Raw genomic sequence first — 26,820 nt, 5'->3', positions numbered from 1 at the left:
ATTAGTATATTTTTAATAATTTTAATATTCAATGCTTTATCAAATAAAAAAATCCTTACTGATCCTATAAAGATAGGATCGTTCTAAAAATTATCAACCAAATGCAACTAACCAAAGAACAATCCTCAATTATTCAATCCAATGGTAATATAAAAATCAATGCAGTAGCAGGTTCAGGGAAAACCACCACTTTAATTGCCTATGCTGAAAGCAGACCTAAAAACAGCAAAATACTCTATCTGGCTTTTAACAAATCAGTAAAATTAGAAGCATCCAAAAAATTTAAATCCAAAAAGTTATTCAATGTTGACGTACAAACAGCCCATTCTCTGGCTTTCAAGCACGTTGTAATCGGTAATAATCTGGAAATCAACAGCAATGGATATAAAAACCATGAACTAGCCGATATTTTAGGTATTAAAGTATCTAGCGAGCCTTTAGCAGAAATGATTATCGCCAACCATATCAATAAATTCACTGCCTATTTCTGCAACAGCAGTGCATTAAAAGTTGAGGAATTGAATTATGAAAATACCATTTCAGACAAAAAGGCCTTAGCTTTTGTAAAGGGTAATTATTCTTATATCAAAAAGAAAACGCGTGAGTTTTTAGCTAAAATGAATAAGGGTGAAATTGCCATTACCCATGATTTCTACCTGAAGAAATTTCAACTTCAGAACCCCAAGTTAAAATATGATTATATCCTCTTTGATGAAGGTCAAGATGCCTCCCCTGCTATGCTGGATGTTTTCCTCAATCAAAAAGCTACAAAGATAATTGTTGGCGATACGCATCAGCAGATTTATTCATGGCGATATGCAGTCAATTCACTCGAAATGGTAGACTTCAAAGGATTTGAATTATCAAGCAGTTTCAGGTTTAATGACAAAATCGCAAACTTGGCTCAAGCTATAGTCGAAAGAAAAAAACATCTTCAAGCTGATGTGAAATTCCGGATAAAAGGAAAAGGAGAACCTTCAAAAGGAGAACAAAAAGCCGTTTTGGCTCGCACCAACCTTGGGCTTTTGACCAAAGCGATCGATTACATTTCCGAAAGGGAGAATTTAGATGGTATTTATTTCGAAGGCAATATCAATTCTTATACTTATGCCGATGATGGTACTTCACTATATGATGTTTTGAATTTATACAATGGCAAAAGAAAATTCATCAGAGATCCTTTGATTAAAAAAATGAAGGCACTGGAAGATTTGGAAGAATACATTGACAAAACAGAGGATATGCAATTGGGCATGATGGTGGAATTGGTCAGAGAATACGGAAATGAAATTCCAAAATACATCAAAAAATTGAAAGAAAAGCATGTAGAAAATGAAGATCGGGATAAAGCTCATATCATTTTCTCCACTGTGCACCGATGCAAAGGAATGGAATATGATTCCGTTCAGCTGGTGAATGATTTCTTGACAGAAGAGAAATTAAAGAAACTGGCGCAACAAAAAGATCTGTCTGATTTGATAAAACAAAAACTTAATGAAGAAATCAATTTGTTGTATGTGGCTGTAACCAGAACTCAAAACAAACTTTTTATAGAAGAAGAATTACTACCTCAAAACTGGGCAGAAACTGCTCAGATTGTTTTACTCAAAAGAAAAGAGGAAGAGAGCAATGCTTCCATAAAAGATTTAAAATTGAACAGTTTTGAAGAAAAGGCTTATGATCTTAAAGAGGTGAGAAAAAAACACAAATCTGCATATACGCCCTGGAATGACGAACTGGATAAAGAATTAAAATTTATGTTTGACGAAGGCTTAAGTACAAAAGATTTGGCAAATCATTTCGGTAGAACAAAAGGAGCTATCAGAGCGAGAATTCAGAAATTATATTCCTTCGAGGATTTGTAAAATGTACCCACATCATGGTTAACCTGCCACCGACCAAGGAAATTACCGAAAAACTGTGAATGACCCCACCTACTTTAAAGTAATCTTGGACCAAATATTACAGACGAATGGATATAATTAATCGATGAATAGCTATTTTTCTTCTTTTTATTAATCTTTATGGTAAATTTTAAAAGATGAAAAAACTACTATTACTTCTTTTCCACATTCCATTTTTTGTATATAGTCAAAATGAGCAGGTATTATACCAATTGGTAGAACTTAATGATGAGGTTAATTCAAGATATCATGAAAGTGCTCCCTTAGTAACTCCTGATAATCAAAGATTATACTTTACGATCACAAACCATCCTGAAAATAATGAAGGGAGAGATAATTCTCAAGACATTTGGTACTCTGACAAACAAGCAGATGGCACCTGGGGAAAAGCAATCCATATGGAATCCCCATTTAATAAACGAAAATTTAATCAGGTATTTACCATACTTGATGAGGGTAATTCTTTATTTATTAGAGGCGGTAGCAATAAAAGAAAGAAAGGCTTTTCCATAGTTACCAAAGATGAAAATGGCTGGAATAGACCTGAAGAACTTGAGATTGAAGGTTATGAGGACATGAGTAAAGGAATATTCTCTGGAGCCACAATTAGTCAAGACAGAAGTGCCATTATCATCTACATGAATGAAAGGGAGAAAAAGCCTTTCAGCGACCTCTACTTAAGTAAACGACAAGCTGATGGATCTTACTCCAGACCTAAAATGATAGAATCATTAAGTACTTATAAAGATGAATTTGGTCCTTATTTGGCTGAAAAGGATCAAGTCTTGTATTATGCTAGTAATCGTGAAGGCACCTTGGGAGACGTAGATGTTTGGAAAGTAAGAAGATTAGATGATAGTTGGCTAAAATGGAGTGAACCTGAAAATATTGGGCCTCCTATTAATACTGATGGTTTTGACTCTTACTTTTCTGTTGACAAATCAGGGAACAATGCTTTTACAACAAGAACTTATGTGAGTGCAGATGGCAGTAATATGAATATTTACGGATTAATTCCTAAGGCCAAAATTACTATTAAAGGAAAGGTTTTAGATACTGAAAGTAAAAAACCATTATCCCTTTACTTGACGGCCGAACCTCAGAATGATAAACCTTTAAATTTAGATGTAAAGTCGGATGGAAATTATCAATTCATTACCTATAAAAATAAGTCATTCAGATTTATAGCAGCCAAAATTGGCTATGAACAGTTAAACGAATCCCTTGACTTATCAGCTATTATGAATGATACGGTTATTCATAAGGATTTACTTCTAACCCCTATTAAAACTAAAGTGAATTTATACGGATTGATTACCGATTCAAAAACATTGCAAGCCGTTAATGCGGGGGTTTATGTCAAAAAAAATAATTTTAAAGATTCTACCAGAACCAGGTTTAAAGATGGAGGCTATAGCCTAACATTAGAAGGTGGTGGGGAATATCAAATAAAAATAGTATCAGAGGATTATGAAGAAGTTCAGGAAGTATTTAATGTAGAAATTCCAGAAGGAACTTATGAATATGAAGTTCGAAAGGATTATGAAATGAACAAGGCTTTTAAGCCCTATATTATTTCAGGAATAGTCCTGGATGAAAAAACGCAAGAACCTTTAGAAGCTGAATTAACTTTTGAAATTCAAGATACTACCATCACAAAAACAAAAAGTAAAACTGATGGTACCTTTGAAGTTTCAATTCCCAAAGCTGGTGAACTCATCATAAGAGGAAAAAAAATAAATTATCTTAACCTTGAAGATGAAATTCTTATAGCAGATAATCAGGATTTCACTCAGTATAATAAGCAACTATTAATGTCTCCTATAGAAGTAGGAAAAACGGTTATTATTGATAATATCTATTTCAATTTTGACAAGACAACACTGAAGGAAGCTTCCTTTCCTGAATTGGATAGACTAACTGATTTAATGATGCAAAACCCAGGCATTAAAATAGAAATCCTAGGCCATACAGACAGTAAAGGAAGTGATGATTATAATTTAACTTTAAGTGAAGGAAGAGCTCAATCTGTAATGCAATATCTTTTAGATAAAGGAATCACAGCGCAACGAATGAATGCAAAAGGCTTAGGCGAAACATCTCCTATACGCAGTAATGAAACCGAGGAAGGAAGAGCTGAAAACAGGCGAGTAGAATTTACGATTGTGGAGAAATGATTATTTAAAGCTGTCAAAAACCATGGAAATCATTTGGTAAAAATGCCCCTTATGAAAACTATAGTTATTTTCTGTATCTACACTATGTATTAGGACCATATTACTACTTGGATAAACACCCAACATATGCACTCCGTTACCCGTGTGATAATAAGACTTAGTACTTCTATTTTCATTTGGATACAAGACATACCAAAGCATTCCATAAGCTATACCATATCCGCGATTAGTAATACTGTATGGTGTAGTACTAACTTCAATCCATTCCTCGGGCACAATTTGGTTTCCATTCCAATTGCCATTTTGCAAATAGAGTTGTCCATACCGTGCCATATCTCTAGAAGAAAGGCGAAAGTGATAAGCTGGATATTTAGATTTTGATGATTCTTTCTGATAAAACCCATCCGTTTCTGGAATTTCTGCTTTAGGGTCTTCACCGTCTATTTCTGTAAATTTCCCATCGTAATCTTGCATACCTATGGGTAAAGCAATCTTCTCTTCAAAGAGTTGATAGACCGATTTATTTGTAGCCTGTTCTAAAATATACCCCAACACATTAAAATCCCAATTATTATAATAAAAGTGCTCTCCAGGAGCATATTGACCTCTTTTTGGCATGTTAAGCAACATCTCTTCTGAAACTGCTCCCGAAGCATGATAAACACCAGAACGAGATTTTAGAAGATCTGCGATAGTTGCCTGTTTTTCCTGTCTGGTTAATTTATTAATATCATCAATTCCCAACTCTTCGAGAGTGGCGCTAGTGTCGATCAATCCCTCCTCTACAGCAATTCCATACAAACTGTTGATCAGTGACTTTCTAATTGAATGTACAGTATGTCTTTTAGTTACATCACCATATTCATGGTCAATTTTCCCATCAACCATTATCATTAAAGAAGATGAACCAGCAGATTCCAAAAAACTATCTAAACTATCAAGCTTTGCAGAATCTAGACCACTTTCTTCATTGGAGATATAGGATAATTTTTCATTGCTTTTGGAACATGCAATAACTAAAACAAAAGGAATCAGTAAAAGTAAATTTTTCAAGGAAATTAAGTTTGTTCTAGTAGATAGATGCGGGAAATTTAGATAGTTTACTTCAAAAGAAAATTAAAAATGGTAGATATATCACCAAACAGGCAAACAGAATTTTTAAACTGTAGCTACAGTTTAAAAATTTATGCTAATTGAAATTCCTTAATTTTTTCTGCTATTCTTTTAGATAACCCCTCAGTTGCAGGCAATAATGGCATTCTTACATAATTTTCGCAAATACCTTGTTGACGCAATGCTTCTTTTGCTCCTACCGGATTGCTTTCCTCATACATCAAGGAATTGATTGGCAACAATTTAAAGAGGCTCTCATTCGATTTAGTAAAATCTCCTTTTAAAGCATTTTTTACCATATCAGCAAAAACCTCTGGGAATGGATTAGCTAAAACTGAAATCACACCCACGGCTCCTAATGTAATCATAGAATTGGTCAGTAAATCATCCCCAGAAATCAGTAAGAATTCCTCAGGCTTGTTTGCCATGATTTCCATGCACTGCCCTAAATCTCCTGAAGCTTCTTTTATGCCTATAATATTTTGATTCTGAGCTAATCTTAATGTAGTTTCAGCCTTCATATTTGACGCTGTTCTTCCAGGAACATTATACAAAATAACTGGAACAGGAGATGCGTCTGCAATTTTTACAAAATGCTGATATATTCCTTCCTGAGAAGGTTTGTTATAATGCGGTGAGGCTGATAAAATAGCATCTACACCTGACAAATCAATCTGACCTATAAAATCGATAACGGCTTGCGTATTATTGCCTCCTGCCCCAAAAACAATTGGTAAATTCTTTGGATTATGCGTTTTTACAAGAGCTAAAATTTCTTGCTTTTCTTTCAAAGAGGTAGTGGCTGATTCGCCTGTAGTTCCTTGAACTACAAGGTAGTCTGCTCCTTTGGCAGTGTGTACCAATAGCCTCTCTAAAGCTTCTCTGTCTACTGTTAAATCTTCTTTAAATGGGGTAATTAATGCGGGACCCACTCCCGTAAATTTCTTAATTATTTCCTGAAATTTTTCTGACATAATGAATAATCTCTTCTGTTAAAATTTTAGTATCTCCGCTCGCTTTAGGTTTAATCATCAATTCAAAAAATGAAGCTTGCTGTTCCGTTGGTTGATAAGCCCCTATTCTGGCATCTGTTTTTGAATGCACTAACAAGTATTGCATATACAAATTAAGAGTATCATCTAAACAAAATAAATATTCTAATTTTTGGTTCAAAAATCGTTGGAAATAAGGGTTGTTAACTCCTCCAAAAAAGCCGAAATCTCTATCTTCAAAAAAATCAAAATAAAATTCGAAATTTTGAGTGTCTTTTGGTTTATAAGCTAAAGCTGTTACTTCTATCCCATCAGCTTTCAGCGTTTTAATAAATTTTTTGACTGCCTCATGCTTTTTCAAATCATCAAATGAAAAAATAACTCCTACCTTTTTTAGCTTATTATAAGGATAAGCCTGATGTAAAAATTCATTTTTTTTCTGTCCTCTTTTGACTTTATATGATAAAATTTTATGCTTAATCACTTTTTTAGTTTTCTTTTATCAGGCTACGAAATTCGTTTTCGCTTATAATTTTCACTCCCAATTTTTCTGCTTTCTGTCTTTTGGCCGGGCCCATATTTTCTCCAGCCACTAATATATCTACTTTTCCTGAAATAGCCGAAACTACTTTCCCTCCATATTGCTTAATTACTTCCTTTATTTCATCTCTACCGTAATGTTCAAATACTCCTGAAACCACCAATGACTTGCCCTCCAGCATGTTGCCTTTTTGTTCTAGTACAGTTTCTTTAATTTCAAATTGAAGACCTGCTGACTTCAAACGCTCAATCAATTCAATAGTATCTTCATCCTGAAAATATTCTACCACACTCTGTGCTATTCGCTCGCCAATTTCAGGAACTTCTATCAATTCTTCAAAAGAAGCTTTAGACAAATTGTCAATTTTTTTAAAATGAGCAGCTAATTTCTCCGCAACTGTTTTACCAACAAAGCGAATTCCTAATCCAAATAAAATATTTTCAAATGGAATTCTTTTAGATTCTTCAATTCCTTTGAGAAGATTTTTAGTACTTAACTCTTTAAAGCCTTCCAATTCAAAAACATCTTCATAAGTCAGATCATATAAATCTGCAACATTCTTAACCATACCCTTTTCATATAATAAATGAATGGTGCGCTCGCCCATGGAATCAATATCAGCTGCTTTTCGCTGAATATAATGTTCTATTGAACCTTTGATTTGAGGTGGACATCCCTTTTTATTTGGACAATAATGAACAGCTTCACCTTCTGCCCTTACTAATTCTGTTCCGCACTCAGGGCAATTTTTAAGGTATTCAACCTCAGAACTTCCCAAATCTCTTTTGGTCAAATCTACTCCCGTAATTTTCGGAATAATTTCTCCCCCCTTTTCAACATAAACTGTGTCCCCTACTCTTAAATCCAATCGGACAATTTCATTAGCATTGTGTAAAGAGGCTCTTTTTACGGTTGTTCCAGCCAGAGAAACAGGTTTTAAATTAGCTACCGGAGTAACCGCACCAGTTCTACCAACCTGATAAGTGATTTCCTTTAAAATAGTAGTAGCGCTTTCTGCTTTATACTTGTAGGCAATTGCCCATCTCGGACTTTTAGCAGTGAAGCCTAATTGCTCTTGTTGAGCAAGGCTATTGACTTTTATTACAATTCCATCTGTATCAACTGGTAAAGAATGTCTTTTTTCTTCCCATTCATTAATGAAATCATAAACCTCATTGATATTTTTGCACTTTCTGTATGTTTGAGAGACATTGAAGCCAAATTTTTCCAATTGTTGAATCCCCTCTTCATGGGAATCTATTGGTAAATCTTCCCCTGCATAGGAATATAAGTAACAATCTAATTTTCGTTTAGCTACAATACCAGAATCCTGCATTTTCAGCGTGCCAGAAGCTGCATTTCGAGGATTTGCCAAAAGAGCTTCTCCATTTTCTTCTCTTTCTCTATTGATATCATTAAATGCTTCTCTGGGTAAGAAAACTTCTCCCCTAGCTTCAAAATATTCAGGGAATTGCTCGCCTCTAACTTTCAAAGGTATAGTCCTGATAGTCTTGGCATTATTGGTGATATCATCTCCTTTGGAACCATCTCCACGAGTTACACCTCTTATTAATTTTCCATTTTCATAATGCAAACTAATAGCTACCCCATCAAATTTAAGTTCGCAAAAATATTGGTATTCTTCTTCACCCAAACCTCTTTTCACTCTGCCATCAAAATCATCTAGCTCTTCCTTAGAATAAGTATTTCCTAAAGAAAGCATTGGAATCTTGTGCTCAACCGTTTCAAAATTTTTGGTGATATCACCTCCCACTCGCTGACTTGGGGAATCGGAAGTTTTCAAATCCGGGAATTGCTGTTCTAATTCAATGAGTTCTTTGAGCATCATATCAAACTCATAATCAGAAATTTCAGAAATACTTTCCTGATAGTATTTATAATTATAATAGTGAAGCTTTTCGCTAAGTTCTTGAATTTTTTGTTCGGCTGTTTTATTGTCCATTTTGCTCATAAAGGCTTAAATCACAAATCTAATGAATTGCCTATTTGTTTGGCTAAAAAAGATGAAAATTATGTATCGAGTATTAAGTATCTTGAATCTTGTAAAAATCAAAAACTGAAAATTGAATCATAAAATCTAAACCAATCTTATTGATAAAAACTATAAAATAAATTAACTTTATAATATGAATATTCAAGAGGAAAGAAATGAATTAATTAGAAGAGTTGAGTTAATCGAGGATAAATCCTTAATTAAAACAATAAATAGTTTATTAGACTTTGCTTTTGAAAAGCAAAATAAAAATCTTGAGGAGTCCCTAGCCAGAGGACTTTCTCAATCTCTAAATGATGAAGGTATCGCTCATGAAAACGTAATGAGAGACATTAGAGAAAAATATAAATGAAAAATTATGATGTAAAATGGACTCCTGAATCCAATAAAACTTTTAACGAAAATCTAGAGCATTTATCGGAAGAATGGGATTTCCAGTCAATCAATAATTTCCTTGACAGAGTGGATGAAATTATTGAATCCATATCCAAAAACCCATATTTATTTCAAACTTATAGTACAAAATATGAAATTCACAGATGTGTAATCAATAAACACATCACGCTATTTTATAGAATTAAAAAGCATAATAAAATTGACTTGATTACTTTTTGGAATTCACACAAAAATCCAAGTGATTAAAATTATAATATTACAAAATATAAATTACGGCAATTCATATTTAAATCCGAGATTTAAATCAATAGATTCCCACCTGCGTGGGAATGACGCACGGAATGATTGGTATCAAGACCAATCTAGATCAGTTAATTGATATATCAGCATATCGAAACATCAGCACATCAAAAATTAGTACATCTCCAACCTGTCAACAAGCCAACTCGATAACCTGCCAACCTAACTTACCACTCAAACCTTCCTTTACCCTTTAAATCCATTTCAACCTTTCCCTTTACTAAATCCCTCCTACTTTCGAGATCGAATTAATTTTATAATATATGAAAAATCTATTATTTATACTTTGTTTTATAAGTACGAGCTTAGTTTTCGCTCAAAAAGAAATTACCGTTTCTGATATCTATGAGAAAGGTACTTTCCGCCAAGAATCCGTCTACAATGTCAACTGGATGAATGACGGGAAATATTATTCAGCTTTGGATGACAATAAAGTCCAAAAAATTGATGTGGAAAACGGAGAAATAGTGGAAACAATATTGGACGGAAACGAATTGGAGCAAGATCTCAAAATTAGAAGCTATTCTTTCAGCAAAGATGAGCAAAAATTATTGTTGGCAACTGATGTTAATTATATCTACAGACGCTCATTTACAGCCCAGTATTATGTTTACAATTTAGAAGATGAAAGTTTAAAGCCTCTATCTGAAAACCCTCAAATGTTTGCTACCTTCTCCCCTGATGCGGAAAAAGTAGCTTATGTATTCGAAAACAATATTTACATATTGGATTTGGTATCTGGAAATACCACCCAAGTCACATCAGATGGAAAAATTAACGAAATCATCAATGGTGGATCTGATTGGGTTTACGAAGAAGAATTTTACGTTACCAAAACTTTTTACTGGTCGCCTGACAGCAAGAAACTTGCATTCTATACCATGGATGAAAGTCATGTAAAAGAATACACTTTACAAAAATGGAATGACGGGCAACTTTACCCTGAAAATTATGTCTACAAATATCCAAAAGCAGGAGAAAAAAATTCTTACGTATGGATTTCAGTTTATGATTTAACTTCTAAGAAAACTGTAAAAATGGATATAGGTGAGGAGAAAGACCAATATATCCCTAGAGTACAATGGACTAAAGACTCTAATCTATTGAGTATTATCCGTATGAATAGAAGACAGAATATCCTGGAGATTTTACATGCTAATGCAACCACTGGTGAAAGCAAAGTAGTTTTAAAAGAAGAATCTGATACATATGTGGCTTTGAACTATTGTGATGATTTAACTTATACCAACGATGGTAAATATTTCATACAATCAAGTGAGCAGGACGGCTACAAGCATCTTTATCTCTATACTTTAGATGGTAAACCAGTAAGACAAATAACCAAAGGAGATTGGGAAGTGGTAAGCATAGTAGGAATTGACCAAAAAGATAGCAAAATCTATTATATCAGCACTGAGGTTTCTCCATTAGATCGCACTTTTTATTCCATCGAATTAAATGGAAAAAGAAAGAATTTGATAGGAGAAGAAATGGGTACTACCAGAATTAATATGAGTAATGATTTTCAATATTATTTAAAATATTATAGCAACCCAACTACTCCTAATCAAGTGAGCTTGCACCAAACCAAAGGCAATGAAAAATTGGCTACCTTAAAAGACAATTCAAGCTATAAATCCATAACCGAGGAATTCGAATTTGTAGATAAGGAATATTTTCAATTTGAGACTTCGGAAGATGTCAGCCTAAATGGCTATTTCTTAAAACCTGCCGACTTTGATGAGTCTAAAGAATATCCTGTGATAGTTTATCAGTATAGCGGACCTGGAAGTCAGAATGTTCAGAACAGTTGGGGCGGAAGTCATTATAACTGGCATCAAATGATGACGCAAAAAGGTTATATAGTAGCTGTGGTTGACCCAAGAGGGACTGGCGGAAGAGGTGAAGCTTTCAAGAAAATGACTTACAGACAATTAGGCAAATACGAAACCTTAGATATGATTGAAACAGGAAAATATTTGGGCAGTTTAGTCTATGTTGATGCTGAAAGAATCGGTATTTGGGGTTGGTCTTATGGTGGCTATATGGCTGGAAATGCCATTTTGGATGGTGCTGATGTATTCAATGCAGCTGTTTCTGTGGCTATGGTTTCCAACTGGAGATATTATGATACCATTTATACTGAGCGCTATATGGACACACCTCAAAACAATCCTGATGGTTATGATGACAATTCACCTTTAAGTAAAATAGAAAAGTTAGAAGATCCATATTTAATTATTCACGGAACTGGGGATGACAATGTGCATGTACAGCATACCATCGTGTATCAGGACGAATTATTAGAAGCGGGAAAACAATTTGATTTATTTTATTACCCTGACAGAACCCACGGGATAAGCGAACAAGGTGCAAGACCTCACCTTTTCAACATGATGACCAATTGGTGGTTAGAGAATTTATAAAAATGAAAAGCCCGATGAGAATCGGGCTTTTTTAATGCTTAAGAAATGATTTCTCTAATTAGTCTAATAGGAAAATACCAAATTGACTTAAGTTACCGAATAATTCATAGAATTCTGTTCAAAATGTCTTATTGATTAAATATCTAGAAAAAAAGCTTCCCATTTCTGAGAAGCCTTTTCAAATTCGTAATTCGTAATTATCTCTCCCTTAAATGCCTTCTAATAATTTTACCCACATTAGATTTAGGCAATTCCTTCTCAAAAGAAACTGATTTCGGACATTTATAAGCAGTTAAATTTTCCTTACAGAAATCTATTACTTCCTGCTCGGTCAAGCTTTCATCTTTCTTCACTACAAAGGCTTTCACTACCTCAGTTGATTTTTCATCAGGAACACCGATTACGGCTACTTCGAGAACTTTATCCATACCCGCAATAACATCTTCAATTTCATTAGGATAAACATTAAAACCAGACACATTAATCATGTCTTTTATTCTATCCACTATTTTAAAGAAACCATCAGCATCCTGAACACCAACATCTCCTGTGCGGAACCAATCGCCATCGAAGAACGTCTTTTCCTTCAATTCCGGCTTATTCCAATAACCTGACATCACCTGCGGACCTTTACCACAAATTTCGCCTGGTTCTCCTAATGCAACCTCTTTTCCTTCTTCATCCATGATCTTCATATCTGTACTTGGAGTAGGCATCCCAATAGTTCCGATTCTTTCGGTGCCATCTAAAGGATTAACACTTAATACAGGAGAAGTTTCACTTAATCCATAACCTTCTACCAAAGGACCACCTGTTAATGCTCTCCATTTTTCAGCTACAGCTCTTTGCACGGCCATTCCACCACCTATTGATCCCTTCAAATGTGAAAAGTCAACTTCTTTAATATTAGGCTGATTTAAAAGTCCATTAAACAAAGTATTAACACCCGTCATTAAAGTAAATGGATGCTTTTTCAACTCTTTAATGAAAGCAGGCATATCTCTAGGGTTAGTAATCAAGATACTTTTTGCTCCAATACTAAACATCAGAATGCCATTTACTGCAAGAGCAAAAATATGATAAAGCGGAAGAGCTGTGATCATTTGCTCTTGAAGTCCATCAGTAAATAATGGCTTGAACCACTCTTTGGTTTGCATTGTATGCGCCACCAAGTTCCTGTGAGATAACTGCGCGCCCTTGCTAACACCTGTAGTGCCGCCTGTATATTGCAAAAATGCTAAGTCAGAAGACTCAATTTCAGGTTTTTTGAAAGTATGGTTTTTACCTTTCTTCATAACCTCTTTCCAATTAACGGCTGTTGGTAAATTGTAGCTGGGCACCATCTTTTTGATATTTTTCACTACAAAGTTGACAATGCCACCTTTTAACCCACCAAGCATATCTCCCAACTGGGTAACAATAACCGTTTTAATTTCCGTTTCATCCAAAATCTTATCCAGATTGCTAGCAAAATTAGCAACAATCACAATGGCTTTAGCACCTGAATCTTTAAACTGATGAGCCATTTCACGTGCAGTATAAAGTGGATTGGTACCTACAACAATTATACCTGCTTTCAAGGCTCCTATCATTGCAATTGGATATTGCAAACAGTTCGGCATTTGAATGGCCATTCTATCACCTTTTTTCAATCCTGCCTCATTTTGCAAATAGGCTGCAAAATTATTGGATAATTGATCAACTTCAGCATAAGTCAGCACCTTACCCATATTCTCATAGGCTTCATTGCTCCCATACTTTTGGAAGATTTCTTCAAATAATTCAGGGAGGTTCTTATATTGGTCTGGGTTAATCTCTCTCGGTACTCCTTTCGGATAATGATTATACCATGGAAAATCGCTCATAGTCATATATTTAATTTCAATTTTTCGTTTCGGATTGGAAATTACTAAAAAATATTATTCTTCCATAGAGCAATTTTAAACAACATTTGTATACTTGAATTTAATTTTACAAAATAAGCTGTAAATCAGTACTTTATGGTTTTAGGTTTTAGATTATAAGTTTTAAATATTATGGACATACTACTAGGGAAAGTACATAAAGAAATATTTATCAATTATTTGCCTCCTGCATCTCGAGAATGGTAATTAATTATTCCTCTGGAACTTTTACTAAAAAAAGTATTAAGTATTAGCAGTAGATTGGATTCAAGAAAAAAATAAAAGCAAGTGTATGGCAAAATAAAAACCCTTCTCTAACCTAACAGTAATATAAGAAAGCGTTGGTATTTTCCACTACGAGATGCTAGCTAAATAGAAATTATTCTTAAAGTTGACATATAAATAAGATCATTCCTATAGTATTCGATAACTCCTAAATAATTAGTGGGAAAGATTGTGTAAACATTTGAATTAGCTTGTTTAGATAACAAAAACAACTTTTCTAAAGATCAGAACTTCGGAAAAGATTCGGTCAATACTATTTAGGGATGGAAAATCATCCATAACCCAACATCTAACGCTTTACCTGAACACATCAACACTTCAAAACGTACACACTTTCAATAGCAAACATCTATAATTCGATCATTAAAAAATATAGGATTTTAATAACATAAACGTATGATTTATGTTAGCTTTGTAGCTTAATTGAAATTAGTCTAAATAATTCACATATGAGTAAAGACGATCAAATACTGGAAGAATTTGCCTCAAAAGAGTATGAGCATGGCTGGACAGTAGATTTTGAAGCAGACTCAGCGCCTCCGGGCCTAAACGAAGATATAGTGCGTTTTATTTCTGCTAAAAAAGAAGAGCCGGAATGGCTTTTAGAGTGGAGATTGAAAGCATACAGGAATTGGAGAAAAATGAAAGAGCCTAAATGGGCTAATGTGCATTATCCAAAACCTGATTTTGAAAATATAATATACTACTCGGCACCCAAAGCGAAGGACAAGCCTAAAAGCTTGGACGAAGTAGATCCTGAAATGAGAAAAACCTTTGAAAGATTAGGTATTTCTCTAACAGAGCAAAAAAGATTAACTGGTGTTGCTGTAGATGCCGTAATGGATTCAGTTTCAGTAGGAACAACATTCAAAAAGCAATTAGGAGAATTAGGAATCATATTTTGCTCATTCAGTGAGGCTGTAAAAGAGCACCCTGAATTGGTGAAAAAATACATTGGTTCGGTCGTTCCTTCTAATGATAACTTTTATGCAGCTTTAAACTCAGCTGTATTCTCTGATGGTTCTTTCTGTTATATTCCGAAAGGAGTTAGATGTCCTGTTGAGTTATCTACATATTTTAGAATTAATGCTGCCAATACAGGTCAGTTCGAAAGAACCTTGATCGTTGCGGAAGATGATTCTTATGTGAGTTACTTAGAAGGTTGTACTGCTCCTATGCGTGATGAAAATCAATTGCACGCGGCAGTAGTGGAAATTTATGCAGCAAAAAATGCTGAAGTAAAATATTCTACTGTACAGAACTGGTACCCAGGTGATAAAAATGGTAAAGGTGGAATTTACAACTTTGTGACCAAAAGAGGAATTTGCGCTGGTGATTATGCTAAAATTGCATGGACACAAGTTGAAACTGGTTCTGCCGTAACCTGGAAATATCCTAGTTGTATTCTAAAAGGAGATTATTCTCAAGGTGAGTTTTACTCTGTGGCAGTTACTAATAACATGCAACAGGCCGATACTGGAACTAAAATGATTCATATTGGTAAGAACACAAAAAGTAGAATTGTTTCTAAAGGGGTTTCAGGTGGTAAAAGTCAAAACTCTTACAGAGGATTGGTAGAAATTCATAAAAGAGCTGAAAATTCAAGAAACTTCTCCCAATGTGACTCTTTATTAATGGGTGACAAATGCGGAGCGCATACTTTCCCATATATAGAAATCAAGAATAGTTCTGCTCAAGTAGAACATGAGGCAACTACATCAAAAATTGGTGAAGACCAGATTTTCTATTGCCAACAGAGAGGAATTGATGAGGAAAGTGCTGTTGCACTAATCGTAAATGGTTATTGTAAAGAAGTATTGAATAATTTACCAATGGAGTTTGCAGTTGAGGCACAGAAATTATTAGCCTTAACCCTTGAAGGTTCAGTTGGATAAAGAGTACAAAGTACAGAGATAAGAAGTAGAATAATTTTTTGAAATAAGCATATATTATAATGTTATCAATTAAAGATTTACATGCCTCAATTGAAGGCAAAGAAATATTAAAAGGCATCAATCTGGAAGTAAAGCCAGGTGAAGTTCATGCTATCATGGGACCAAATGGTTCTGGTAAAAGTACGTTGGCTTCTGTTTTAGCAGGTAGAGAAGATTTTACAGTTGATTCAGGTGAAATCACTTTCAAAGGAAATGATTTATTGGAACTAGAAGCGGATGAAAGAGCTAAAGAGGGTGTTTTCTTGGCATTCCAGTATCCTATTGAAATTCCAGGTGTAACCACTACCAACTTTATGAAAACGGCCTTGAATAAAATCCGTGAGCACAAAGGTTTAGAGCCATTGGATGCTGTTTCTTTCCTAAGCAGAATGAAAGAGAAAATGAAGTTGGTTGAAATCGATCAGACTTTATTGAGTCGTTCATTAAATGAAGGTTTCTCTGGTGGAGAAAAGAAAAGGAATGAAATTTTCCAGATGGCAATGTTAGAGCCTACGCTATCTATTCTAGATGAAACTGATTCAGGTTTGGATATTGACGCTTTACGAATTGTTGCAAATGGTGTTAATAAATTAAAGAATGAGGATAACGCCACAATAGTTGTAACACACTACCAAAGATTATTGGATTACATCGTCCCTGATTTCGTTCATGTTTTATTTGATGGTAAAATCGTTAAAACTGGCGGAAAAGAGCTAGCACATAAACTTGAAGAAAAAGGTTACGATTGGATTAAGGAAGAAGCAGGAGTTGCATAATTTTAATCAGCAATACATATGAGTAAATTGATTAAAGAAGATATAGATAAATTTTTCATCGGGCAATTTGAAGCTTTTGAAAACTCCTTAAATGGAGAAAGTAAAAAGCCATTGCACGCAAAAAGGAAACAAGCCATTGAGAATTTCAAATCAGATGGGTTTCCTCATGCAAAGAATGAAGAATATAAGTATAGTAATATAGCCAAGACTTTTGGTAAGCTATTTAATGTTGAGAATCTATCGGATGATAATTTTTCTCTAAGCTTAGATGAAGCAACTAGATACTTTATTCCTGAGTTAGATGCCATTCGTTTGGTATTTGTAAATGGGGTATTGGATAATAAATTATCAGATATAGATACACTTCCAAAAGGAGTGCATATCCAGGTCATCAAAACTGCAGCAGATGATTATGCTGAAGATTTTGAAAAGCATTTCAACACCCATGAAATTGAAGGTGCTGATAATTTTTCGGAATTGAATACTGCTTTTACTAAGGGTGGTGTTTTCGTTAAAATAGATGCTAATGCAGTGGTTGAAACACCAATTGCTTGCTATTATTTTAATGATGCTAAAAATTCAGATGTCATTAGCCAGCCTAGAAATTTGGTGATTGCAGAAAAGAATAGTCAAGCTTCATTAATAGAGTCTTATGTGACTTTAGGTGAAAACACGAGTTTCACAAATGCAGTGACTGAAATTGTGGTAAAGGACGATTGTGTTTTCAATTACTATAAATACCAGAATGAATCCAATCAGGCTATTCAGGTAGGTGCCACAATGGTGCATCAACTAGGTAAGTCTGTATTTAATGGCGTGACTTTAAGTTTAAACGGAGCTATGCTTCGTAATAACTTAAACATTGCTATCCATAAAGAACATTCTGAAACCAATATGTACGGTTTGTATTTATTGGATGGGAAAACCCATGTTGATAATCATACTGTAGTGGATCATAAAGTTCCGAATTGCGAAAGTAATGAGATGTACAAAGGCATATTAGATGGTCAATCAAGAGGTGTTTTCAACGGTAAAATATTTGTAAGGCAAGATGCTCAGAAAACCAATGCATTTCAATCGAATAGAAATGTAGTGCTTTCCGATGATGCTGAGGTGGATACTAAACCACAATTAGAGATTTGGGCGGATGATGTTCAATGTTCTCACGGTGCGACCGTTGGCCAATTGGATTTAGACCAGTTATTTTACCTAAGGGCGAGAGGAATTGATAAGCAGACAGCAAAATCAATGTTGTTAAATGCTTTTGCATCAGATGTTTTAAGCAATATAAAAATTGAAGCTTTCAGAACACTGATAGAAAATAAAATTAACGAACGTCTTTAACACGGATTCATGGGGACAAAGCTTCCCTATCCCCTGAAGGGGATTATAGGGTTGTTTTATAAAAGTGGATTACAATACTATTAGGTTAAGGGAATACCCTTAACAAATTTTTCGCTAAAGCGAAAAACCTTTTGTTTTCTTTTGTCTTTTGTGGTAAGAATTTGCTACCGAGAGTATCTACTTACAATTTTTTTTTTAAAACCACAAAAGATACAAGAGAACACAATAGAAAATAACCAAGGTTATTTTTTGAGGATTGTAGTGGGACGAGGCTTTAAAGCTTAACTGAACAACTTGGTAGTATTATTACTTTAGGAGGATAATAGTAATAGAATAAATATAGTTTATATGAGCACAGCAGTAGCACCAAAATTGGATATTCAAAAAATCAGACAAGACTTTCCCATCCTTGAGCAAAAAGTGAATGGCAAGCCATTGATATATTTTGATAATGCTGCTACCACTCAAAAGCCGAAACAGGTTATTGATGCTATCTCTGAATATTACGCAGGTTATAACGCCAATATTCATAGAGGTTTACATTCTTTAGCTGAAAAAGCCACTACTGCTTTTGAAGAAAGTAGAACGGTTTTTCAGAAATTCATCAATGCCGCTGAAGTAGAAGAAGTGATTTTCACTAAAGGCACAACCGATGGAATCAATTTGATATCCAATGCATACGGCAGAAAGTTCCTCCAAAAAGGTGATGAGATTTTAATCACCGCCATGGAGCATCATTCTAATATTGTGCCTTGGCAAATGATAGCTGAAGAAAAGGGTGCTATTTTGAAAGTTGTTCCTGTAAATGCTAAAGGCGAAATCTCGCTCAATGATGTTAATAGACTAATAACTCATAAAACTAAGATTGTATCGGTTGTTTATGCTTCCAATTCATTAGGTACCGTAAATCCTGTAAAAGAAATTGCAAGATTAGCTCACGCTAAAAATGCGGTGATGGTAGTGGACGGGGCACAAGCTTCTTCTCATTGCAAAGTCGATGTACAAGATTTGGATTGTGATTTTTATGCCACTTCAGGTCATAAAATGTACGGTCCGACTGGATGCGGAATTCTTTATGGTAAAAGAGCCATTTTAGAAGAAATGACGCCCTATCAAGGCGGTGGGGAAATGATCAACAATGTGAGTTTTGAAAAAACCACCTATAATGATATTCCTTATAAATTTGAAGCGGGCACCCCTAATATTGCGGATGTAGTAGCATTAAAATATGCTGCTGAATACATTGATTCTATAGGTAAAGATAATATCATGGTGCATGAACAAGCTTTAACGCAACATGCACATAAAAGATTATCAGAAGTACCAGGCATAAATTTCTATGGCACCGCAGAAGATAAAGTGAGTGTGGTTTCCTTTACTATTGACAATGTTCATCCATATGATGCTGGAATGATGTTGGATGCAAAAGGAATTGCGGTTAGAACAGGACATCATTGTACACAACCTCTAATGGATCATTTTGGAATTGAAGGAACGATTAGGGCTTCATTCTCTGTTTATAATACAATTGAAGAAATAGATTTTTTTGCAGATTCTTTAAAAGATATAGTCGCAAAATTTAGCTAAAAATTAGTCAATGGCTGATAATACAATCAACACAAAACAAGACGAGATTATAGAAAAGTTTTCCATGCTGGATGGTGACATGGAAATGATGATAGGCTATTTGATGGAGCTTGGTGAAAAGCTACCTGAGATGCCTGAATCATTAAAAAATGAAGACAATATAGTGAAAGGTTGCCAGTCAAAAGTATGGCTAACTGCAGACGAAAATGATGGAAAACTTCATTTTCAGGCAGATAGCAATACAGCAATCACCAAAGGATTGGTTAGCCTTTTAGTTTCTATTCTAAATAAGGGCAGAATAGAAGATATTTTAAATGCTGATTTATATTTTGTACATAAAATCGGCATGAACCGTTTTATAGGAACGCAAAGATCAAATGGCTTTTTAGCTATGATCAAACAAATCAAAATGTATGCGTTAGCGTATAAAACAAAATTAGAAAACGAAGCTTAAATTGATACATGATGTCAGAAGAAACAAAATTTGAAAAGAAAACAGAAGTACCCAATTTGAGAGATAAAGTGATGGAAGCTATAAAGTCAGTTTATGACCCGGAGATTCCGGTAGATATATACGAATTGGGCTTGATATATGAAGTAAATGTATATCCTGTCAATAATGTGTATATCCTCATGACTTTAACCTCTCCATCCTGCCCTGCTGCGGAAGAAATTCCTAGCGAGGTAGAAATGAAAGTAAGGTCAATTGAAGGGGTAAGCGATGTAAAAGTAGAGTTAACTTTTGATCCACCTTACTCTCAGGAAATGATGAGCGAAGCAGCAAAGCTAGAGTTAGGCTTTATGTAGAGCCCCCTAGCCCTCAAAGGGGGAAGTTAGAACTTAGAAGTGAATAAAGAGTACACAATAAATAAAAATAGGAATGATGGGAATGAGATAATAGTCTAAAATCTCATCATCTAAAATCTTAAATCTATAAAAATATGTATCCTGAAGAATTAGTAGCACCAATGCGTGCAGATTTAACAGAAGTTGGTTTTGAGGAATTCAAAACAGCTGATCAGGTGGCTGAACACCTAAAAGACCATAAAGGAACTTCTTTAATGGTAATCAATTCAGTATGTGGTTGTGCTGCAGGTGCAGCAAGACCAGGCGTAAAATGGGCGGTACAACAAAGCCCAAAAAAACCTGATAATTTGACTACTGTTTTCGCTGGTGTTGACCAGGAAGCAGTTGCAAAAGCTAGAGAATTAACAGCTCCTTATCCGCCATCTTCACCCTCTATCGCTTTATTTAAAGACGGTGAATTGGTTCATTTTGTAGAAAGACACCATATCGAAGGTAGAACTGCTGAAATGATTGGAAATCATTTGGTGCAGGTTTTTGAAGAGTACTGTTAATAAGAACCTAGATTATAGAGTAAAGAATTGAGAATTTTAAAAAAGGTTGTTGGATTATTCCAGCAACCTTTTTTTGTATGGATAAATCGTATAATAAAAATACAATATCAATTTAACTTCAATCCTAGCACCTACCGTCATTCCTGCGAAGGCAGGTATCTATTCTATTGAAACTTTGTTTCAATAATCCTGTCCTGTCTGCCATAACCACTACTCTCACAAAGGCTGGTTACACACAAGCCATTTACATAAACAGCAATTGATATTTTAACCAAAGGTTAAAATCTATAGATACCTGCCTTCGCAGGTATGACGATCTCATCTTGCATTCCCTATAATCAGCATGAATCTTTCTAGCCTTAGTCTCCTTTTCTAAAACGTATTTAACTTCGGTCTGACGGTTTCTAACATCATAGCAGGAGCATATTAAAACCCTCTAAAGCAGATTTATGACAAAAATTAACCCAATAACAAACCCCGTCTGACCGATAAAGCACCATCTATAATAATCATTGCTCGAAATTAACGATTAGACGGTTCTAACTATCAAACCGCAAACGCTACTGCCTTATTCTTACTTATAATCAGCAGGAATCTTCCTAGCCTTAGTCTCTTTTTCAAAAGCATAAGCAATTTTTAACAACTTTTCTTCAGAATAAGGTTCTGCAATGAAAGTTATACCTTTTGGCTGTCCACTTTTCTCATATCCCATCGGAACTGTCAAAGCAGGATGATGCGCAACTGCGGCATAACCCGCACTCCAGTTATTGATGGATAAAACGGCATCTAAATCATTCTCATTCATCATAGTTTCGAAATATCTTCTACCCTCACTCATCAATCGAGTTTTTAAGCTATCAAATGCTTCTGCTGAAGTTGTATCATTTACAATTCCTTCAAATCTTGCATGCCCATAAGGAATTCTTGTAGCTGAATCTGCCATATTAAAATCAATGATATCCTGGACTGATTGAAATTTTATACTCGGGCCAGCATAATTTTCAAAATAATGAGGTAAATCTGCTTTCATATCCATATTCAACAAAGTCAAAAATCCTGATAAATCTACTTGGGGAGCTTCCACCTCAATTACTACTGCACCTAATTTCTCCAATTGCTTGATATTGACTTTATATAAAGAATCTTCCAAAAACCCCTTCATTACGCCTAATCGCACACCTTCCAGATTACTATCCTTCAAAGATTTCCAGTACTCTTTTTCAGGAGAATTTCCAATGGTTACCTCATCCTGGGCATCCTCACCTGTCAAAGCAGAAAGCATAATAGCATTATCCATTACATTTCGGGTCATGGGCCCAGGCGTGTCCAAAGTACTTGAAATAGGTACTATTCCTCCCCTACTCAATAATCCTATTGTTGGTTTTAATCCTACAATTGAATTAGAACTGGATGGTGATAAAATAGAACCCGAAGTTTCTGTTCCAATTGCTCCAGCTGAAAAATTAGCAGCAACGGCAGAGCCACTTCCAGCACTAGAACCACCAGTATCAAATTCACCTATTCCGTAAGGATTTAAAGTTTGTCCACCAATAGCATTATAGCCATTCGGGCAACCATCACATAAAAAGTTTGCCCATTCACTTAAGCTTGATTTACCTAAAATAATTGCTCCACTGTGTTCCAATCGCCTTACTATATGAGCATCAGCAGTTTGATTATCTCTTAAAGCTACTGCACCCGCTGTAGTCGGAATACCCTCAAAATTGATATTATCCTTCAATAAAATAGGCATTCCAAAAATAGGATGATTGTCACCTGACTTCTTTTCATCTCTTGCAATAGCTTCTTCAACTGCTGAAGGATTAATAGAAATGATATTATTTAAAGTACTTAAACTATCATTTTCAAATAAGACAATTCTATACAGGTACCATTGAGTTAATTCTTTATAGTTCAGTTTTCCTTCTGAAATAGCATCTTGCATGCTCATCATATCCTGCTCAAGAATTAATGGTTTTAAACGCTCATAATCTTCAGCTGTAAAATCACTAATTTGAGGCTCTATTTGTTTCCATAAATCATTTCTATCGCTCACTTTTGATTGGATTAGTTTATAGCGTAAATATTTTGATTCATGATCAGCATTATTGGCTATGATAGCTGTTTCATCATAAGGAACCCAGGTCTCGATAGTAGTTTTGGGTTTCTCATCACATGCCCAAAAACCTAAAATCATTAAGTAAAATAATCTTCTCATTTGTTTAATATTTGGTGTTTTAAAAATCGATTATCAAGATAAACAATTTAAAAGGCTTTCAATTAGGTAAATTTTAATTTTACAGGATCGGTAGGTTAATGGCTAGAATTTATAATTGATTCCTGCAGTAAAATTATAAATTGTTTGCGTAATAGGTACGATTGGTTCATCTTCATAAGAAAGCGTAAAACTATTGTTGATTCCTAATCGCTCTGTAATTTTAGAATTTATGTTAAGCTCTATGCTATAGCGATTACGCCATAGTTCTGCATCACGGTCATAAGTGGTTTGATAATAATTAATTGTGTTGATATCAAGGTAATCATTTACATCCCACCGGAAACCAATATAATTAGTGGACTTGAGAAAATTGACTTTAACTTGTTCTTCACTGCCGGGTATCATCCATGCTTCATATTCCCACATGATTCCAGGGCTAAAGAAAAAACTAAAATCCTTAGACTTAATTAAATCATGCCTAAGTCCGATGCCTGCTATCCAACGTGGGAATAAACCTCTGAAATTATCATATTGAAATTGTACAAAAGCTTCCGGATGAACTCTCTTATCTTCAAACATGCTAAAACGTAAATGTTGAAAGCCTGTATTCAGGAATGGATCTTCATTGATTCTTAAGTAAGAAAAATCATTGATAAAAGCCAATCTGGAATTCTTAAGAAATAAAGCAATACTTGATTTTAAGTTATACCCAAAAAATTCAACGGGTTCATCAGCAGCAGCACTTCTATTGTACATGGAAAAACTAGCGGTAACATTACCTTTAATTAAGCTGCTATCCTTTTCAATTTTAGAATTTTGAAGATTAAGTATCTGACCATTCAAATTGGGGCTGATAAAAATCATAACAATTAAAAGAAAAAGAATTCTATTCATTAATTTCATTAAAATTTGGGTTTCAATTTCGAAGTACAAAGCTTGAGATAATATATGACGAAAGCAATTGAAACCATAAGTCAGTACAAAAAACTAAAGCCCAATAATTAAAATCTAAAGCATCAAATCGTTATACTTGTAATAAGTTAAGAATAAATTTTATCTGTATTAATTATGAAAACCAACCTCCTTATAATTTTCAGTTTTTGCTTTTATTTTTCGCTGAGTTTAAACGCACAAAATGCTTCAGATGAAATGGAACTCAAACAGATTCTACATAAATTCATGGACGGAGCATCCAAAAATGACTCTCTCATTCATGCTAATTTTTGGGCGGAAGATTTAATTTATACCAGTTCTACTGGAAACCGTTTTGGGAAAAAGGAAATAATAGCTCGTTTTAATAGTGCAGAGGATACCAAAATCGAAAGACCTTCAACAAATTATACCGCAGAGGATATTATAACACAACAATATGATGATATGGCAATTATAGCCTTTAAAATGAAAGCAGTTGGTGATTCCACCATTCAATATTACTTAAATAGTGGTACTTTTCTAAAGCGAGACGGCAAATGGCAAGCAGTCAATTGGCAAGCTACCCTCAGCGGTGAGCCCATAAGAAAATAATTTTTTTAGTTTATACGCCCAATAATAATTTCACAGGAACAAAATATTATTTGGTTATTTTTTGATGAATAGCGATTTATTCAAAAAGTATTTATACCTTTGTGCAACAATTACAATCCTAGGCTACTCGAAAGGTTCGAAAAATGGCTTGGGTTAAGCCAGGGAATAATCGAGAGTCGCTTAATGCAATAGGCTGCTTAGCAGTCATGTCACAACATATCCCTGATATTGTATTAAATTTTAAAACAACACATGTTAACATTTGAAGAATTAGGCCTTAAGCCTGACATCCTAAAAGCAATTTTAGAAATTGGTTTTTTAGAGCCTACTCCTATTCAGGAAAAAACTATTCCACATTTATTAAACACTAAGCAAGATTTAATTGCGCTAGCTCAAACAGGTTCTGGTAAAACAGCTGCTTTTGGATTGCCTGTTTTGAATCAAATTGATGGTGATTCTAAAAAGACACAATCATTAGTATTATGTCCTACTAGAGAATTAGCAATTCAAATTGCTAACGACTTTAACTCATATACTAAATATTCAAAGAAATTAGATGTAGTACCTGTTTATGGTGGTGCAAGTATAGAAACCCAAATCAAAGCCTTGAATAAAGGAGCTCAGATTGTGGTAGGTACACCAGGTCGTGTAGTGGATTTGATTAAAAGAAAGAAATTAAAATTAGAAGACATTGAATGGGTAGTTCTTGATGAAGCCGATGAAATGTTGAATATGGGCTTTAAAGATGATTTAGATTTCATCTTATCGCACACTCCTGACCAAAGACAAACCTTATTATTCTCTGCGACTATGTCAAAAGAGGTATTAAGGATCTCTAATAACTACATGAACAATCCTGAGGAAATATCTTCAGGAAAAAGAAATCAAGGTGCTGAAAAAGTAGAGCATTTCTACTTCGTAGTAAACGGAAGAGATAAATACTTAGCCTTGAAAAGAATTGCTGATATCAATCCTGATATTTATGCTATCATTTTCTGCAGAACAAAGAGAGAGACACAAGAAATTTCTGACCAATTAATGGCCGATGGTTATAATGCTGACTGTTTGCATGGTGATTTATCACAAGCGCAAAGAGATGCGGTAATGGGTCGATACAGAAAAAAGAATTTGCAAATGTTGGTTGCGACTGATGTAGCAGCTAGAGGTTTGGATGTGAACGAAATCACTCACGTAATCAATTACAATATTCCGGATGATTTGGAAACTTATACGCACCGTAGTGGTCGTACAGGTCGTGCCGGTAAAGCTGGTATCTCAATGGCAATTATCGGTCCAAGAGATATCAATAAAATCAAGCAGTTGGAGCGTATTTTAGGTAAAACTTTCACGAAAGCGGAAGTTCCAGCCGGTAATGCTGTAGTTGAAAAGCAATTGATGGCTTTTATTGAAAAAGTGAAAGCTTCCGATGTTGATGAAAAACAAATCGAGCCATTTGTGGAAAGTATTGCGACTGAATTTGAGGATTTAAGCCGTGAAGACTTAATTAAGAAATTCGTTTCATTGGAATTCAATAAGTTTTTGGATTACTACAAAAACTCTGCTGACTTAAACCAAAATGCTAAAGCTGGAAGAGATAGAGATTCAAATAGAGGCGAAAGAAGTGATAGAGGAAGAAAAGGCGGAGATTTCACCAAATTATTCCTGAACATAGGTGAGAAGGATAATTTGAATGCTGGTACACTTTTAGGCTGGATCAACGGCTTGCAAAGCGTACCAAATGGAATTGAATTTGGTAAAATTGATGTTCAGAGAAGCTTCACTTTCATGGAAGTAGAAAGCCAGCATGAGCAAACAGTTTTAGGTGCATTGAACGTAAGTGAATTTGACGGACGTAAAGTAGTAGCTGAACCAAAAACAGGCGGTGGGCCAAGAACATCTGACAGATCAAGTAGATCTGACAGACCAGATAAGAAAAGAGGAAGCGGGTTTAAAAAACGTCCAAGTGCTGGAGGTGATAGAAAATCTGGCGGAAGAGCTAGAGTGAAAGCTGGTTCTGGCGGAAGAAG

21 protein-coding genes are annotated in these 26,820 nt (G+C 34.7%); 14 read left to right on the top strand and 7 right to left on the bottom strand.

The genetic code is table 11. From position 1 onward, the window contains the following. Positions 1-101: 101 nt before the first annotated feature. Both Q0L29_RS14810 and Q0L29_RS14805 read left to right on the top strand, forming a co-directional pair. Positions 102-1,865: a UvrD-helicase domain-containing protein gene (locus tag Q0L29_RS14810; RefSeq protein WP_296622920.1), complete on the top strand. Its 1,764-nt coding sequence runs from the start codon at positions 102-104 to the stop codon at positions 1,863-1,865. A gap of 176 nt (positions 1,866-2,041) precedes the next feature. Beyond that, a complete protein-coding gene (locus Q0L29_RS14805) occupies positions 2,042-4,081 on the top strand; it encodes an OmpA family protein (RefSeq protein ID WP_296622919.1) in 2,040 nt (679 codons plus the stop codon). Here the strand turns inward: Q0L29_RS14805 and Q0L29_RS14800 are convergent, their stop codons facing one another. From Q0L29_RS14800 to ligA, 4 genes are all read right to left on the bottom strand, one after another. After that, positions 4,082-5,134, bottom strand: a complete 1,053-nt coding sequence (locus Q0L29_RS14800; RefSeq protein ID WP_296622917.1) for a serine hydrolase — start codon at positions 5,132-5,134, stop codon at positions 4,082-4,084. It lies immediately after the preceding gene. Between the two features lie 131 nt (positions 5,135-5,265). Continuing rightward, positions 5,266-6,168, bottom strand: a complete 903-nt coding sequence (gene dapA, locus Q0L29_RS14795) for a 4-hydroxy-tetrahydrodipicolinate synthase (protein ID WP_296622916.1) — start codon at positions 6,166-6,168, stop codon at positions 5,266-5,268. Next, entirely contained in the window at positions 6,140-6,670 is a 531-nt protein-coding gene (locus Q0L29_RS14790; RefSeq protein WP_296622915.1) for a hypothetical protein, read from the bottom strand. Before Q0L29_RS14790 ends, dapA begins: the two co-directional genes overlap by 29 nt. A 4-nt stretch (positions 6,671-6,674) precedes the next feature. Further along, the gene (ligA, locus tag Q0L29_RS14785; RefSeq protein ID WP_296622931.1) at positions 6,675-8,690 is read right to left on the bottom strand and encodes an NAD-dependent DNA ligase LigA; all 2,016 of its coding nucleotides are present in this window, start codon (positions 8,688-8,690) and stop codon (positions 6,675-6,677) included. A gap of 184 nt (positions 8,691-8,874) precedes the next feature. On the opposite strand from ligA, the gene Q0L29_RS14780 reads away from it, so the two are divergent. The 3 genes from Q0L29_RS14780 (at position 8,875) to Q0L29_RS14770 (ending at position 11,863) form a co-directional block, all read left to right on the top strand. After that, positions 8,875-9,093, top strand: a complete 219-nt coding sequence (locus Q0L29_RS14780) for a hypothetical protein (RefSeq protein ID WP_296622913.1) — start codon at positions 8,875-8,877, stop codon at positions 9,091-9,093. After that, entirely contained in the window at positions 9,090-9,383 is a 294-nt protein-coding gene (locus tag Q0L29_RS14775; RefSeq protein ID WP_296622911.1) for a type II toxin-antitoxin system RelE/ParE family toxin, read from the top strand. The genes Q0L29_RS14780 and Q0L29_RS14775 overlap by 4 nt, the downstream gene beginning before the upstream one ends. Positions 9,384-9,700: 317 nt before the next feature. Beyond that, positions 9,701-11,863: a S9 family peptidase gene (locus Q0L29_RS14770; protein ID WP_296622909.1), complete on the top strand. Its 2,163-nt coding sequence runs from the start codon at positions 9,701-9,703 to the stop codon at positions 11,861-11,863. A 197-nt stretch (positions 11,864-12,060) separates the two neighbouring features. On the opposite strand, the gene Q0L29_RS14765 is transcribed toward Q0L29_RS14770, so the two are convergent. Then, positions 12,061-13,728 (bottom strand): AMP-binding protein, encoded by a 1,668-nt coding sequence (locus Q0L29_RS14765; RefSeq protein WP_296622907.1) that lies wholly within the window; start codon positions 13,726-13,728, stop codon positions 12,061-12,063. Positions 13,729-14,501: 773 nt separating this feature from the next. Here Q0L29_RS14765 and sufB point away from each other — a divergent pair. The 7 genes from sufB (at position 14,502) to Q0L29_RS14730 (ending at position 21,051) form a co-directional block, all read left to right on the top strand. Next, entirely contained in the window at positions 14,502-15,947 is a 1,446-nt protein-coding gene (gene sufB, locus Q0L29_RS14760; RefSeq protein WP_296622905.1) for a Fe-S cluster assembly protein SufB, read from the top strand. A gap of 59 nt (positions 15,948-16,006) precedes the next feature. Then, positions 16,007-16,762, top strand: coding sequence for a Fe-S cluster assembly ATPase SufC (gene sufC / locus Q0L29_RS14755; protein ID WP_296622903.1), 756 nt, complete (start codon positions 16,007-16,009; stop codon positions 16,760-16,762). A gap of 18 nt (positions 16,763-16,780) precedes the next feature. Beyond that, positions 16,781-18,106: a Fe-S cluster assembly protein SufD gene (gene sufD / locus Q0L29_RS14750; protein WP_296622902.1), complete on the top strand. Its 1,326-nt coding sequence runs from the start codon at positions 16,781-16,783 to the stop codon at positions 18,104-18,106. A gap of 348 nt (positions 18,107-18,454) precedes the next feature. Then, the gene (locus tag Q0L29_RS14745) at positions 18,455-19,693 is read left to right on the top strand and encodes an aminotransferase class V-fold PLP-dependent enzyme (RefSeq protein ID WP_296622900.1); all 1,239 of its coding nucleotides are present in this window, start codon (positions 18,455-18,457) and stop codon (positions 19,691-19,693) included. A 10-nt stretch (positions 19,694-19,703) separates the two neighbouring features. Then, positions 19,704-20,147, top strand: coding sequence for a SufE family protein (locus Q0L29_RS14740; RefSeq protein WP_296622899.1), 444 nt, complete (start codon positions 19,704-19,706; stop codon positions 20,145-20,147). An 11-nt stretch (positions 20,148-20,158) separates the two neighbouring features. Then, positions 20,159-20,500 (top strand): SUF system Fe-S cluster assembly protein, encoded by a 342-nt coding sequence (locus Q0L29_RS14735; protein WP_296622929.1) that lies wholly within the window; start codon positions 20,159-20,161, stop codon positions 20,498-20,500. Between the two features lie 134 nt (positions 20,501-20,634). Beyond that, positions 20,635-21,051 (top strand): BrxA/BrxB family bacilliredoxin, encoded by a 417-nt coding sequence (locus tag Q0L29_RS14730; RefSeq protein ID WP_013453066.1) that lies wholly within the window; start codon positions 20,635-20,637, stop codon positions 21,049-21,051. A gap of 574 nt (positions 21,052-21,625) precedes the next feature. Here the strand turns inward: Q0L29_RS14730 and Q0L29_RS14725 are convergent. Both Q0L29_RS14725 and Q0L29_RS14720 read right to left on the bottom strand, forming a co-directional pair. After that, positions 21,626-23,269 (bottom strand): amidase family protein, encoded by a 1,644-nt coding sequence (locus Q0L29_RS14725; RefSeq protein WP_296622897.1) that lies wholly within the window; start codon positions 23,267-23,269, stop codon positions 21,626-21,628. A 102-nt stretch (positions 23,270-23,371) separates the two neighbouring features. After that, positions 23,372-24,133, bottom strand: a complete 762-nt coding sequence (locus tag Q0L29_RS14720) for a DUF481 domain-containing protein (RefSeq protein WP_296622896.1) — start codon at positions 24,131-24,133, stop codon at positions 23,372-23,374. Between the two features lie 204 nt (positions 24,134-24,337). Between Q0L29_RS14720 and Q0L29_RS14715 the strand changes: the two genes are divergently transcribed. Beyond that, positions 24,338-24,793: a nuclear transport factor 2 family protein gene (locus Q0L29_RS14715; protein WP_296622894.1), complete on the top strand. Its 456-nt coding sequence runs from the start codon at positions 24,338-24,340 to the stop codon at positions 24,791-24,793. Positions 24,794-25,045: 252 nt separating this feature from the next. Beyond that, on the top strand, positions 25,046-26,820 hold a 1,775-nt coding region (locus tag Q0L29_RS14710), incomplete at its 3' end, for a DEAD/DEAH box helicase (protein WP_296622892.1).

The organism is Marivirga sp., assembly GCF_024636815.1.
Taxonomy (GTDB): Bacteria; Bacteroidota; Bacteroidia; order Cytophagales; family Cyclobacteriaceae; genus Marivirga.
Note: the sequence above shows the minus strand (reverse complement) of the source record. Positions and strands in the feature narration are given on the sequence as shown.